Consider the following 13731-nt stretch of genomic DNA (forward strand, 5'->3'; position numbering starts at 1 on the left):
GGCCTATCCCTTTTCCTATTGACAAATCCGCATAGGTCGCCTACACAACGATGAAGTTGGGGACACCTTCGTGGTGGTTAGAAACCGCCCCCCATTAAAACTCTTCCTTCACCACAAGGTCGGGAGGGAAACCGATGAAGTCGAGCTCGCCGCCAATTTCTTCCATCATCGGGGGCGGACCGCACACGTAAATATTGCCGCCGTTGTAGTGGATGCCGATCATTTCTTCGTCGATGCGCCCATGTACGTAACCCGGCACGTCTTCTTTGGAAAGCACATGCACACAGGCGTCTCCAAGCAAGGTGTTGAGCCAGTCCTCCAGAATAATGTCGTCGCGGGTCTTGTTGCCAAACAAAAGCTGACTGCCCTTAAGGGCATCCTCTTTTTGCAGCTGCTTGAATATCGCAATAAAGGGGGTGATGCCGGCCCCTCCGGCAATGAATAAGCCGGGACCTTTATAGGCAATGTTGCCCCAGGGATCGGCAATCAGTAATTCGTCGCCCACTTCTACATTGCGCAGGGCGCTGGTCATTCCCTCCCGATCTGCATAGATTTTAATCACAAATTCCAGGTGGTCCTCGTCGGGCAGACTGGTAAAGGTGAAGGGGCGGGCATCGTCTTCTCTGCCCTTTTGGTTAATGGCGACGGAAGTGGCCTGTCCGGGCACAAAGGTGTAGCCCATGGGTTTCTCCACTTCAAATCTTAACACGTCGTGGGTTAATGGCTCTATCTTTAAAATCTTTACTGCGCTCTTTGCCATGACTTTTGGTTTTAGGTTCAACAATGGCTCATTGTTTACAACCTTATTAAGGTATAAAAAAAGCAGGCGCAAAGCAAATAGACCGTATCTTTACTCATTCAAAGCAAACCTTAAACCAGAAAAAAATGAAGGGATACGTGCAACTTTATACCGGTAATGGCAAAGGCAAGACCACTGCAGCATTGGGCTTGGCCCTGAGGGCTGTCGGGGCTGGTAAAAAGGTCTATTTTGCCCAATTTGTGAAAGGTAAGACTTACTCCGAAATTGAGGCCCTGGCCCAATACTTGCCGGCCATTAGACTGAAACAATACGGCAGGGGATGCTTCATTAAAAACGATCCGGTGCCGGAGGACATTGCCGCAGCGCTTGTGGGACTTGAAGAGGTAAAGGAGATAATACAAAGTGGTGCCTACGATGTGGTGGTCCTCGATGAGGCCTGCATTGCATTGCACTACAGACTATTTTCCATCGAGGACCTCCTGAAAGTGATTGACCTTAAACCGGAGCAAACCGAAGTGATTGTTACCGGCAGGTATGCGCCGCAGGCGCTGGTCGACCGGGCGGACCTGGTTACCGAGATGAAGGAGGTCAAGCACTACTATCAACAAGGCATCCAGGCCCGCAAGGGCATTGAGTTTTAAGCGCCGTCTGCAAGCACAAAATTGATGGGAACGGTGTAAGTGGTGCGCACGGGCTTTCCTCTTTGCTTGCCGGGTTTCCATTTGGGCATAGCCTTTACAATGCGAACGGCTTCGGCATCGAGCAAAGGATCCACGCTACGCACCACCTTGACATTGGTAATGCTCCCATCTACATCTACTACAAAGGAAACGTACACCCTTCCCTGTATGCCGTTTTCCTGAGCGGCTACAGGGTACTGAATGGACTGAGACAGATAGGCCTGCAATCCGCTGGAACTTCCGGGAAATTCGGGCATTTCTTCAACGATGTAAAATATTTCTCCTCCATCAGATGCTTCTTCCTCAACCAGCATATTGGAAAAAGTGATCTCCAGTTCGCTCTCGATTTCCACATCGTCCTCTACGATACTAAGTCCCCCTACCGCGTTGTTGCTGACGCCTTGGGGCAGGGCACTGGGCTGCAAAACGGTATTTTGCGCTCCACCGGGGTTCGTGATCAGGGAATCTATTGCAATAAATGAGGTGTAGGAGGTCAGCAGACTGTAGTGCAGTCCCAGCTCCGTAATCTGCTCAACCAAACTGCTGTCTCTGTTCCAGTGACCACCCAGGTTGGCATAATCGGACAACAAACGCAACTTTTCACGGGCCCAAAGGTAGCGCAGGGCGGGGGACTCCTTTTCGGGGGCAGCCACGGGCACCTTCATTTCAACGCGGCGCTTTCCGGAGGTACCGGAGACCAGCAAATTCCCTTTGGCTTCACCCTTGTACTTGCCGGAAATAATCAGGGGACGCTCGGCAAACAAATCGGGCCAGTCCTCCGGCAGCACATCGTACACCTCCAAACCATCGAAGGTCACCGCTATGTCGGTCAACACCGGTTGTTCAATGTAGCGACGAAACTTTCTCGCCTCCAAAACCGCCTCTTCCTCATTCAGGGCAAAAAAGGGCTCGCCATAACCGACGTGAGCCATGCCTTCGATCAAATGACGGTTGACCGAGCTGCCAATGCCAAAGGCAAAGAAGTTGGCCTGTCCCAGATTATTCCGTATATAATCAAAGGTTTGAGCTTCGACACCGACATAACCGTCGGTAAAAATACAGAACGAACGGGCATAACCCTCCGCCGGATTCAGTGTCATAGCCTTCTGCAAGGCCTGCAACAGCACGGTGCCCCCACTGCCTTGCTGGTTCTCTAAAAAGCTTAGGGCTGCGGCAATGTGCTCGGGCGTGGCACTTTGGGAAGAGCGACTGTACACCTCGGCCCCTCCGGAAAAGTAAATAATGTTGAAACGGTCGGTTTCACGCAATCCTTCGAGCAAACTCACCAAAAGCTCCTTGGATACATCGAGGGGAAAGCCATACATGGAACCCGATACATCCAGAATGAAGACGTATTCGCGTGGAGGGAATTCTTCGGGTGCAGGCCGCTCGGGCGGCTGCACCATCGCTAGGAAAAACTTTTCTCCGTCGGGCGCTTCGTACAACAAAACACCGGTATCTACACCTTCACCAGCCAAACGATACTGAAGTACAAAGTCCCTGTTTCCCCCCTGAGGCTCTTGCAGGGTTACAAGCGCTGCATTTTCATTTTGCCACGACACGTCGTGCTTATGGGTACTGCAGCGCAGATCGCGCAAGGGCATGCCAGCTTGCAGGCGCAGCTCCATATCCAAACTAAAAAGCGGAGGCTCCCCTTCCCGCGTGTAGGGATTGGCCGCCCAATCCACACGGGCTCCCCCTTCTTTTTCTGCCCCACTCACATAACGGGGACCAACCACCGTGGGAAAAACAAATTCGTACACCTTATCACTGGGCACCAGCAACTCGGTATAAGAGAGCTGCACCTCCACCGTGGCTCCCGGCAAAATATTGCCCACCTTCATGGTAAAAACATTGGGGCGCTCCTGCTCCAACAAGGAGACCGTGCGCCCCTTCTTTTTAGCGGCATCGTAATCTTTTCGGGCCTTGGCTTTCTCTTCAATTTTGGCCACCACGCGCCTGTCGCCCACCAGCATTTCCATAGCATAAACGGCCGACCGGGTGGAGGCCGGAAATACATAAATGGCTTCGATGGTGCTGGCGCCGGTGTTTACGTAGCGCTGGGTCAGCTGCACGTCGGCAATAACGCCGGAAATATCCACCTCCACCGAAGTGGTTTTCAGCGGCAATTGGGCCTGCGCATCTTCATCCGACAACACAACAAAATAAGGGGATTCGTTCTTTTCCTGAGCCTTGCTAAAAATCGAAAAGCCCAACAATACGGCAAGCAATAAAATATGGTTCCTGGTTTTCATAATGCTGTAATTTATGTGGTACAAAACAGCTCCATAAAGGAAGGGTCGTAAACTTGGGTTGCAACCAGTTTGCTTTTCTCGGTATTCTTAACAACAAGTTAACACAACACAAGAATAACTTAACCAAATATTTATTAAAGAAACGTAAAACCCCCAAAGCCGCAGCAACCCGACAAAAACCAGCTTTTTGTTAAAAAGATGGTCGTCTGTCGGGTTGCTGAAACTGTTAAAAAACTGCAGCTTGGGCAGCGGGCCCTCAACTCTTGCGCTCAATTTCACGCAGGTTGTCCATCTTTTTGCGGGCCAAAAAGCTGTGGATATCGCCCAGGTGTTCCTTCACCCTGCCGTGACCAAATTCGTAGACCGTCTCCACCAGTCCGTCCAGAAAGTCCCGGTCGTGGGACACCAATATGAGTGTACCGTCGAAATCGCGCAGGGCACTCTTGAGAATGTCCTTGGTTTTAATGTCCAGGTGGTTGGTCGGCTCATCCAAAATCAACAGATTCACCGGCTCCAGTAACAATTTGATCATGGCCAGCCGGGTACGCTCACCACCCGACAGTACTTTTACCTTCTTATGAATTTCGTCGCCGCCAAACATAAAGGCGCCCAGAATGTCTTTTATTTTGGTACGGATATCGCCCTTGGCCACATCGTCGATGGTCTGAAAAACCGTCAACTCCTCCTCCATCAACGAGGCCTGGTTTTGGGCGAAATAACCAATTTGCACATTATGACCCACGGTAAGTTGGCCCTCGTGGGCCAACTCGCCCATGATGCATTTTACCATGGTGGATTTTCCTTCCCCGTTGCGACCGACAAAAGCCACTTTATCGCCCCGCTTGATGGTGAAGGAGGCCTGGGCAAAGACCTGGTGACCGTCGTAGTTCTTGCCCACCTCCTGAGCAATGACCGGAAAACTGCCGGCACGTGGCGAGGGCGGAAATTTCAAACGCAGGGACGAGTTGTCCTCCTGGTCCACCTCCACCAGCTCCAGCTTCTCGAGCATGCGTACCCGGCTCTGCACCTGGTTGGTTTTGGAGTAGGTACCCTTAAAGCGCTCAATAAAATCCTTGTTGTCGGCAATCATTTTCTGCTGCTCCTCATAGGCACGCAACTGCTGTTCGCGTCGTTCCTTGCGCAACTCCAGGTACTGGGTATAATTCACTTTATAATCGTAAATGCGCCCCATGGTAATCTCGATGGTACGCGTGGTAATGTTGTCCACAAAAGCCTTGTCGTGCGAAATCACCATGACCGCCTTGGCGCTGTTCACCAAAAAATCTTCGAGCCACTGAATGGATTCGATGTCGAGGTGGTTGGTGGGCTCATCCAATAAGATCAAATCGGGTTTCTGAAGCAAAATCTTAGCCAGTTCGATGCGCATGCGCCAGCCCCCGCTGAACTCGTTGGTGGGCCGTTGAAAATCGCTGCGCTCAAAACCCAGTCCCAGCAAAATCTTCTCCACCTCGGCATCGTAGTTCACCTCCTCAATGCTGTAAAACTTCTCGCTGAGTGTCGCCACCCTTTCAATAAGGGCATAGTACTCGTCCGACTCGTAATCGGTACGTGTGGCCAACTGTTCGTTCAGGTGCTCAATCTCGGCCTGCATGTTGTTCACCTGGGCAAAAGCCTGGGCGGTTTCCTCAAAAACGGTGCGACCGTCCTCGGTCATCAAGTGCTGGGGCAGGTAGGCAATAACTGTTCCCTCGGGTGCCGAAACCCTGCCGGCCGAGGGCTGACGAACGCCCGCAAGTATTTTGAGCATGGTGGACTTCCCGGCCCCATTCTTGCCCATCAAAGCAATCTTATCCTGCTCGTTAATGGCGTAGGAAATATTCTTAAACAGGGTGGTTCCCCCAAACTCCACGGTTAGTCCGTCCACTGAAATCATGCTGCACCTTTTAAAAATGAAGCGGCAAAGATAAGCAGTCTTTAGCAAGGCGCGAACTGCCGGGGGGACTTTTAATTAGAGAGCGAGAGTTCGGGCATGGACGAAAAAGCCCATGAAGCCTTACAGGTAAAAAAGTATGCCGACATCACCTTTACGCAGACCGGAACCGCTACTGCGCAACTCAGCGGCACAAAATTCAGCACCACGGTAACAGGCACGCTTACCATTAGCGGCAAAAAACAAAAGGTCAACCTGCGCATAACCGGCGACACCGCCAACGGGCAACTCAAAGTAAGCGGAACGGCCAATCTTAAAATGACCGACTTCGGCATTGATCCGCCCAAAGCCATGCTGGGGGCTGTAAAATCGGGCGATGCCATTAAGGTGAACTACGAAGTCGTATTGAAATAAATAAATTACTCACCCCATTTTTAAACAAACACTTATGAAGACAAGAATATTAAGTATCGGATTCCTCCTGGCTGGCGCCCTTAGCGTTGGTGCGCAACAATTTGAAGCGGAAAAAATCAATCCGGAGGACTTCAATGAACTCAAGGTAAAAATCGGAGCCGACTTTGCCCTTCAATACCAGGGCTTGTCGCACGAGGCCGACGTGGAGTTGATCGATTTGAAAAAGAACTTCAACCTGCCTGCGGCCAACCTTTACATCTCGGCCGATCTGGCGCCGGGTATGCGTCTGCACCTGAACAACTATTTGTCTTCACGCCACCACAACGAGGCCTGGGTTGAAGGGGGTTATCTGACTATAGACCACCTGCCCTTTTTGCCGGCTGCCGATGGCATTATGGAGTACCTGACCATTAAGGCCGGTGTTATGATGCCCAACTACGGCGATGCGCACTACTTCCGCAGCAACAACGCAGCGGTGACCAATAACCCTTTTGTGGGCAACTGGATCATGGATGCCTACACCAACAACCCCGGGATGGAAATTCTTTTCCGCAACAGCGGCTTCCTGGCCAATGTGGGCCTCAATAACGGTCGCATGAATTACGGCAGGGGCGGCGACCTGGGCGAAGACCTCGTATTTACCTGGAAACTGGGTTACGACAGTCAGGTCACCGAAGATCTGCGGCTGCGTGCCACCTTCTCGGGCTACCACGTGGGTGAAGGACACAGCGGCTCCACCTTGTGGGACGGCGACCGTGCCGGAGCCCGTTACTACAATGTGATGCAAATTTTCGACGATCAAAACGCTTCGGCCAACACCGCCGACGCCAACTTCCGCTCCGGCCGTTGGAGTCCCGGTGCCAACCAAACCGAGATGAACAGCTACATGTTCAACCTCTTTGGTCAGTTCAAAGGACTCGAGCTATTTGGTATCTACGAGACCATGAAGGGCGTTCGCGGGGGCAACGACCAGGAGTTTACCCAGACTGCCTTGCAGGGCCTTTACCGCTTTGGCGATTTCTATGCCGGTGGCCGCTGGAACAAAGTGGACAACAACAACGGAACCACCGTTCAGCGCACCAACATCGGCGGAGGCTGGAACATGGTGCCGTACGTGTTGGTGAAACTCGACTATGTGATGCAACAGTATGAGGGTCCCGCCCACGGCGCCATCGACGGCGGCGAGTTTAAAGGACTGGTACTGGAAGCAGCCATCTCCTTCTAAGCAGAAACAAAAAATTGCCCATTTCAAAAGTGGTGCTGCCTCAGGGCAGCACCACTTCCCAACACACAGGCTATGCAAAAAACAGGAAACAACCCAAAAACAAGCCCCAAAAGCAACAACGCGGGTCTGCACCTCTTGTGGTTCCTGGCCTGTTTTCTGGCCTATTTTTCACCCCTTACGGCCCAAACGGAGTCGGCAGGCAACAAGCACAGCGACTGCCACAACTTCATCACCATTGCAGGCTCCACCAATGTCAACGAATTCTCCTTCCAGCAGATGCTGGACGACCAGCGCTCCTTGATTCGTTTCTACCCGCAGGAGGGTTATCTGAGCGTAAAAATTCCCTCGAAAGATTTCGAGCCGTCCAATCCTTTAATGTATGCCGACTTCATCAAACTGATTAAGGCCGAAGAACATCCCTACATCACCATCCGCTTCCACTTCAACCCCTACGAGTTTTATCCCGAGGGACAGCAAACAACAACCATTGCCTCTGAAATTTATGTCAGTCTGGCCGGCGAGGAAAAAAAATACAAAATACCGGGTAAAATACATTTGTGTGAAGACAATATGCTGCGCATCAGAGGGGATGTGAAAATAAATTTACAAGATTTCAGTCTGCACCCCCCCACCAAATTCATGGGCATGGTCAAGGTTAATCACGAAGTATTTGTTAACTTTGGTTTGCGCATTGAGCAGACCATGCTCACGCAAAACTAAAACAATGTGGTCGCCGGCTTGTTTCCGACGCCTCTTTAGCAAAGCACCACATCATGAAAATCACCACCAAGACCCGCTATGGCCTGCGCGCCATGATCGAAATTGCCCGGGAGACCAACGAACAGGGCATATTGCAAAAAGAAATTGCTCGACGGCAGGATTTGTCGAACAAGTACCTCGATCAAATTGTATTGGGATTAAAGTTGGCCGACCTCATTATGAATGTCCACGGCAAAAAAAGCGGCTACATACTGACTCGACCGGCTGAAGAAATTACCCTTTTTGACATTTACCAGGCCTTTGAGCCGCCCTTCCATTTGGTGGACTGCCTGGCCCCCAACTACCTTTGCGCCAAAGAGAAAGTCTGCTCGGCCAAGCACTTTTGGCAGGGCCTCAATAAAGTCATCATCGATTACTTCAAATCCTTCACCCTGCAGCAACTGCTCGACCATCAAATAGAGCTGGAAACAGTCGAGAGTTATATCCCTTTACGGGTAGAATGTGATAAGTAAAACCGTCCTTTAAGGGGAACAAGCTTAAAGCACAAGCAACTCAGTCCATCGCTCGCCCCTTTTTCCGGGCCATGCGATCCTGAGAAGTGGCACAGGAAATGCCTCTTTTCGACATTTCCTTATTGGAGCCAATGTGCAAATTGGGAAACTGTCCGTTTTTACGAAACAGGACATTAAACGACATCAGAAAAGCCACAAAGGCCACCAATATCAGCGTAAGCAACAACACTTTCCAAATCATAAGCTGGTTTCTTTGCCACAAAGATAGGCAATATCCTAAACAATAAACCCTCTTGACTGTTTGATGTGTGGCTGCAAAGTGCACAAAACGGAGACAGACTGGCATTTGTTTTTAGATCCGTGATTTATTCTTTTATTTGTATGCAAAAGACCAATAAAACGCCGGAGATGGTAGCAGCACCTGAAACCGATCTAAGTTTCGACGATTTTAAAAGAGAAGTACTCAAGGACTATAAGCTGGCACATACCAGTCGGCAAATGAGCATGCAGGCACGCAGGGAAGTCCTCACCGGAAAAGCCAAGTTCGGCATTTTTGGAGATGGAAAAGAAGTGGCCCAAATTGCCATGGCCAAACAGTTCAGGGAGGGCGACTGGCGCTCGGGTTACTACCGCGACCAGACCTTTCTGTTGGCTGCGGGCATGACCACTCCAAAAAACTTTTTTGCCCTGCTTTATGGCGAAACGCGTACCCATTTGAATCCCGACAACGGCGGCCGCTCCTTCAACAACCACTTCGGCACCCGCCTGATTGATGACGAAGGGGCCTGGATTGATCAAACCCAAAGCAAAAACACCGCCTCGGACATCAGTCCCACAGCGGGACAAATGCCCCGCTCAGTAGGCTTGGCCCTGGCATCCAAATTATACCGGCAACAACCCGGTCTGCCGGGAGCTCAGCAATTCAGCAAGCAGGGCAACGAAGTAGTCTTCGTCTCCATAGGCGACGGCAGCACATCCGAAGGGCATTTTTTTGAAACCATGAATGCCGCCGGGGTACTGCAAATACCGATGGCCGTATCGGTGTGGGACGATGGCTATGCCATTTCGGTACCCACCGAAAACCAGACCATCAAAGGCAGCATATCCAAAGCACTTAAAGGCTTTGCCAAAGACCAAAAAAACGGTACGGGCCTGCACATTCTCAAGGCCAAGGGCTGGGACTATGCCGGTCTTTGCCAAATGTACGAGCAAGGCATCGCCCTGTGCCGCAACGAACATACCCCCATTCTTTTTCACGTGGAGGAACTGACCCAGCCCATGGGCCACTCCACCTCCGGCTCGCACGAGCGCTACAAAAGTGCAGAACGCCTGCATTGGGAAAAAGAAAACGACTGTTTGGTGCGCATGCGCCAGTGGATGGAACAAACCGGCATTGCTGCTGCCGATGAGCTGGACCTGCTCGAGACCGAAGCGCAAAAGGAAGTAAAAGAAGCCCGGGAGGCCGCTTATCAGGAGTACATCGCCCCTCTGGAACAGGAACGCGATGCCCTCATCGACCTCGTAACCAGACGCCACTGCGCCTGTAACGAGGCCCGCCAGCACCTCATCGACGAAGCCATCAGCGGTCTGCGCAGGGCCCACACCCTTACCCGAAAAGAAATTTTAAGCGCCGCACGCAAAGTGCTGCGTAATGTTTGCGCCTCATGCGATGTGCCGGGGGGATTAAAAGATGAGCTTAAAAAGTGGGTGGTGGACTACCGGCAAATGGGGCACGAAAAATACAATGCGCTCTTGTACGACGAGTCGGTACACTCTGCCCTGAAAGTCACCCCCGTAGCCCCGCAATATGCCGAAGAAGTAGAAACCATTCCCGGCAGAGAGATTCTCCTGAATAATTTCGATGCCCTGTTGGCCAAAGATCAGCGGGTGCTGATTTTTGGGGAAGACACCGGTCGTCTGGGCGGAGTCAACCAAACCCTGGAGGGCATGCAGGAGAAATATGGCGAACAAAGGGTGTTCGACACAGGCATACGGGAAACCACCATCATTGGAAAAGGAATTGGTCTGGCCTTGCGGGGATTTCGGCCCATCGCCGAAATCCAGTACTTCGACTACCTCTTATATGCTCTGCAAACCCTGAGCGACGATGCCGCCACGCTGCATTACCGAACCAAAGGGGGACAAAAAGTGCCGCTGATCGTCAGCACCCGGGGACACCGACTGGAGGGCCCTTGGCACGCCGGCTCCCCTTTGAGCATGGTCATTAACTCCATTCGCGGCATCTACGTCTGCGTACCGCGTGACATGACCCGCGCAGCCGGCTTTTACAACACCCTCTTGCAGGGCGACGATCCGGCCCTGGTTATTGAACCGCTCAACGGCTACCGACTGCGCGAACGGAAACCGGAAAACCCGGGTGAATTCCGCATCCCCTTAGGCATACCGGAAATTATGCGGGAGGGAGAGGATGTTACCCTGGTCACCTACGGGTCCTGCGTGCGCATTGGTCTGGAAGCCGCACGCCAATTGTCCGAAATTGGCATTTCTGTAGAAGTAGTAGATGTGCAAACCTTGCTGCCCTTTGATACCGAACACCGCATTTTGGAATCGGTGAAGAAAACCAATCGCGTGGTATTCTTCGATGAAGACGTGCCGGGGGGAGCAACAGCCTATATGCTGCAAAATGTACTGGAACAACAAAAGGCATTTTTCCACCTGGATGCACCCCCTGTTACCGTTTCGGCCAGGGAACACCGACCGGCTTACGGCACCGACGGCGACTATTTCAGCAAACCCAGCGCAGAAGATGTTTATGAGGCCATCTACGACCTTATGAATGAAGCGCATCCGGGCCAATTTCCACCCATTTACGAATAAACATTGTTAAAACGCTCTTAATGGCTTGCCATTCTCGGACGAAGCACTTAATTTGAAGTCTACCTGCATTATTCATAAATTATCTATTACGATGCCCAACTACCTGCTAAATACGGACGTCCTCAACAAAATGGATTTGAAAATAATTTATTATTCCCTGCGTCCATTTTCTTTGCGGTTGTCCATATTTATTGGTATTTGAGCATCTCATAACGACAACTTATGAATAAAGCAGGTTAAATAAGGACAAAAAGTGGCCCTTTATTTTTTATTCCCAACTTTTTTTCCTTGTTTTCGTGACTAAATGTTGATAGGAGGACGTCGGAATGAAGAACATTGATTTGAACATTTTTCAGGGAATCAACCAAATGCTCCGTCCGCAAAAAGGCCGCATACTTATTGCGGAGCCCTTTTTGCAGGGCCCGTATTTTGCACGCTCCATTGTGCTGCTGACCGAACATGGTGAGGAAGGCTCCGTGGGCTTTGTGCTGAACAAATCGACCGATGTATATCCCGATGAAGTGATCGAGGACCTCTTTAATTTTGGCGGGGAGCTTTTTATTGGGGGACCGGTATCGTCCAACACCCTGCACTTTTTGCACACCATGGGCAAGGACGTGCCCGGGTCTATGCAAATCACCCCATCCATTTATTGGGGCGGCGATTTTGAAGCCATCAAGCAACTCATCAACGCCGGTAAGGCCGACAAAAACAGTGTCCGCTTCTTTGCCGGATATGCAGGCTGGTCGCCCGGCCAGCTCGAAAGCGAAATTGAAGAAAACTCCTGGATCGTAACCAACCTGGACGATTACCGGATTATGCACGCCAACTCCGGCACCATTTGGAAAGAGAGCATGGAAAATCTGGGCGATGTGTACCGAACCTGGTCCAATTTCCCCACCAATCCGGCTTTCAACTAGCTTAAGCTTTATCGATCTGCGCCATCAGCGCCCGATGCAACCGTTTGGAAATGCGGGCAAAGTAGCGGCGGTTTTTATAGGCAGCCACCCAGCGAATACCTGCAATCACATTCCCCAGAAAAATTTCATCGGCATCCAGGAGTTCCGCCTCACGGGCACCGGGACTTTCCACCCATTTTATGCCCTCCTGCCTGGCCAGTTGCTGCAACTCTCGGTGCAAAACCCCGTCGATACAACCAGAGGAGACCAGCGGGGTATAGACCACCTCATCCTTTACCCAAAAGAGACTGGAGTTGAAGGACTCGATAACCAGGCCCTGTCCATTAACCACCAGGGCGTCGTCCCAGCCCTGCTCCCGGGCGTGTATCCCTGCCACCACGTACGACTGCGAAGCCCCGGTTTTAAAGGGCGAGAGGGGTCCGGCCAACTTGGGAAGGCCGGAAAAAATGCCGATGCGCAAACCCTTATCGGCAAAACCATAGCCGGTCTGCTGCAGATCGGTCGCCTCAATGAGCCACGACACCTGCATGCGCTCCGGGGTATAAAGACCCGCCCCTTTGCGGTAAACGGTGAGACGAATGCGTGCATCGTAAAAGATCCGGTTCTTCACCACCAAATCGATGATGCTGCTGTAAAGAGCTTGTGCAGGTGGAAAGCTGGCCACGGCCATTTGCAAGACCGCCATGCCGCTGAGCAGGCGCTGGTAGTGTCGCTCCCAAAACAGAATGCGGCCCCGATGTACACGAAGGGTCTCAAAAACCACATCGCCGTACCTGAAGGCACGATTATCGGCACCAAAAAGCGGGTGCCCCACCGAAAGCAGCACCCCGTCGTGTACCAAATACTGTTTGTTGTTGGGCATCACAGACATCTAAAAAGTCAGAAGCTGTTCAAAAAAGCGCAGCAACAATTTGGGCTCGTACAAAATCGGGAAGATAAAACCGTAAACCGCGCCAAAAAAGTGGGCATCGTGACCAATATTGTCGATCTGCTTGCGGCCCATGTAAGCCGAATAAACCAAATACAGCACGCCAAAAATGATCCCCGGAATGGGTATTATGGCAAACAGCAGCACCGGATTGTAGGGGTCGAAAAAAATGGACGCAAACAACACTGCAGAAACAGCACCCGAAGCTCCTACTGCGTTGTAATGGGGATTGTTACGGTGCTTAACAACCGAGTAGAGGGCCGACATGGGTATGGCCGTTAAAAACAACACCAGGTATAGCACATCAGCATTTCCAGGCAAATAATGACCGAAATAGAAAACAACGGCTCTGCTGAAGGAAAAAAGCACAAAGGCATTAATCAGTAAGTGCATCCAATCGACGTGCAAAAACGCATGAGAGAGGATGCGTACATATTCCTTTCGATGCACCACGCTCCAGGGATTCAACTGATAACGGGCCATCAGTGCCGGGGAACTGAAGGCGGCCATACTAATGAGCACAATAACAATTATAACAATCAAATACACAGTCATAAAAAACATTTTAGGCGACGGGCAAAACCAGTC

The 13731-nt window shown here is 51.3% G+C and carries 13 protein-coding genes; 7 read left to right on the forward strand and 6 right to left on the reverse strand.

Annotated features, from left to right (window positions below; genetic code table 11):
- Positions 1-94: 94 nt before the first annotated feature.
- Positions 95-760: an FAD-binding oxidoreductase gene (locus tag B4W65_RS00005; protein WP_088653060.1), complete on the reverse strand. Its 666-nt coding sequence runs from the start codon at positions 758-760 to the stop codon at positions 95-97.
- A gap of 86 nt (positions 761-846) precedes the next feature.
- Here B4W65_RS00005 and cobO point away from each other — a divergent pair, with 86 nt between their 5' ends.
- A complete protein-coding gene (gene cobO / locus B4W65_RS00010; RefSeq protein WP_262487793.1) occupies positions 847-1401 on the forward strand; it encodes a cob(I)yrinic acid a,c-diamide adenosyltransferase in 555 nt (184 codons plus the stop codon).
- On the opposite strand, the gene B4W65_RS00015 is transcribed toward cobO, so the two are convergent.
- Positions 1398-3695 carry a TonB family protein gene (locus tag B4W65_RS00015; protein WP_088653062.1) on the reverse strand — a complete coding sequence of 766 codons (2298 nt, stop codon included), beginning with the start codon at positions 3693-3695 and terminating at the stop codon, positions 1398-1400. The two genes, cobO and B4W65_RS00015, sit on opposite strands and share 4 nt — an antisense overlap.
- 256 nt (positions 3696-3951) lie before the next feature.
- A complete protein-coding gene (locus B4W65_RS00020) occupies positions 3952-5589 on the reverse strand; it encodes an ABC-F family ATP-binding cassette domain-containing protein (protein ID WP_088653063.1) in 1638 nt (545 codons plus the stop codon).
- Between the two features lie 96 nt (positions 5590-5685).
- Here B4W65_RS00020 and B4W65_RS00025 point away from each other — a divergent pair, with 96 nt between their 5' ends.
- The 4 genes from B4W65_RS00025 (at position 5686) to B4W65_RS00040 (ending at position 8457) form a co-directional block, all read left to right on the forward strand.
- The gene (locus B4W65_RS00025; protein WP_088653064.1) at positions 5686-6000 is read left to right on the forward strand and encodes a YceI family protein; all 315 of its coding nucleotides are present in this window, start codon (positions 5686-5688) and stop codon (positions 5998-6000) included.
- Positions 6001-6034: 34 nt separating this feature from the next.
- Positions 6035-7225: a hypothetical protein gene (locus B4W65_RS00030; protein WP_088653065.1), complete on the forward strand. Its 1191-nt coding sequence runs from the start codon at positions 6035-6037 to the stop codon at positions 7223-7225.
- A gap of 72 nt (positions 7226-7297) precedes the next feature.
- Positions 7298-7945, forward strand: coding sequence for a polyisoprenoid-binding protein (locus tag B4W65_RS00035; RefSeq protein WP_088653066.1), 648 nt, complete (start codon positions 7298-7300; stop codon positions 7943-7945).
- 53 nt (positions 7946-7998) lie between these two features.
- Positions 7999-8457 (forward strand): RrF2 family transcriptional regulator, encoded by a 459-nt coding sequence (locus tag B4W65_RS00040; protein ID WP_088653067.1) that lies wholly within the window; start codon positions 7999-8001, stop codon positions 8455-8457.
- 40 nt (positions 8458-8497) lie between these two features.
- Here B4W65_RS00040 and B4W65_RS00045 read toward each other — a convergent pair whose 3' ends face one another.
- The gene (locus tag B4W65_RS00045; RefSeq protein WP_088653068.1) at positions 8498-8698 is read right to left on the reverse strand and encodes a hypothetical protein; all 201 of its coding nucleotides are present in this window, start codon (positions 8696-8698) and stop codon (positions 8498-8500) included.
- A gap of 140 nt (positions 8699-8838) precedes the next feature.
- On the opposite strand from B4W65_RS00045, the gene B4W65_RS00050 reads away from it, so the two are divergent.
- Together B4W65_RS00050 and B4W65_RS00055 are read left to right on the forward strand one after the other, a co-directional pair.
- Positions 8839-11295 (forward strand): alpha-ketoacid dehydrogenase subunit alpha/beta, encoded by a 2457-nt coding sequence (locus B4W65_RS00050; RefSeq protein ID WP_088653498.1) that lies wholly within the window; start codon positions 8839-8841, stop codon positions 11293-11295.
- 326 nt (positions 11296-11621) lie between these two features.
- Entirely contained in the window at positions 11622-12215 is a 594-nt protein-coding gene (locus B4W65_RS00055; RefSeq protein ID WP_088653069.1) for a YqgE/AlgH family protein, read from the forward strand.
- A gap of 1 nt (position 12216) precedes the next feature.
- Here the strand turns inward: B4W65_RS00055 and B4W65_RS00060 are convergent, their stop codons facing one another.
- Positions 12217-13077 (reverse strand): aminotransferase class IV, encoded by an 861-nt coding sequence (locus B4W65_RS00060; RefSeq protein WP_158522734.1) that lies wholly within the window; start codon positions 13075-13077, stop codon positions 12217-12219.
- A 9-nt stretch (positions 13078-13086) separates the two neighbouring features.
- The gene (locus tag B4W65_RS00065; protein WP_240509427.1) at positions 13087-13698 is read right to left on the reverse strand and encodes a rhomboid family intramembrane serine protease; all 612 of its coding nucleotides are present in this window, start codon (positions 13696-13698) and stop codon (positions 13087-13089) included.
- Positions 13699-13731 lie beyond the last annotated feature (33 nt).

This window comes from Geofilum rhodophaeum (genome assembly GCF_002210225.1).
Classification (GTDB): domain Bacteria; phylum Bacteroidota; class Bacteroidia; order Bacteroidales; family Marinilabiliaceae; genus Geofilum; species Geofilum rhodophaeum.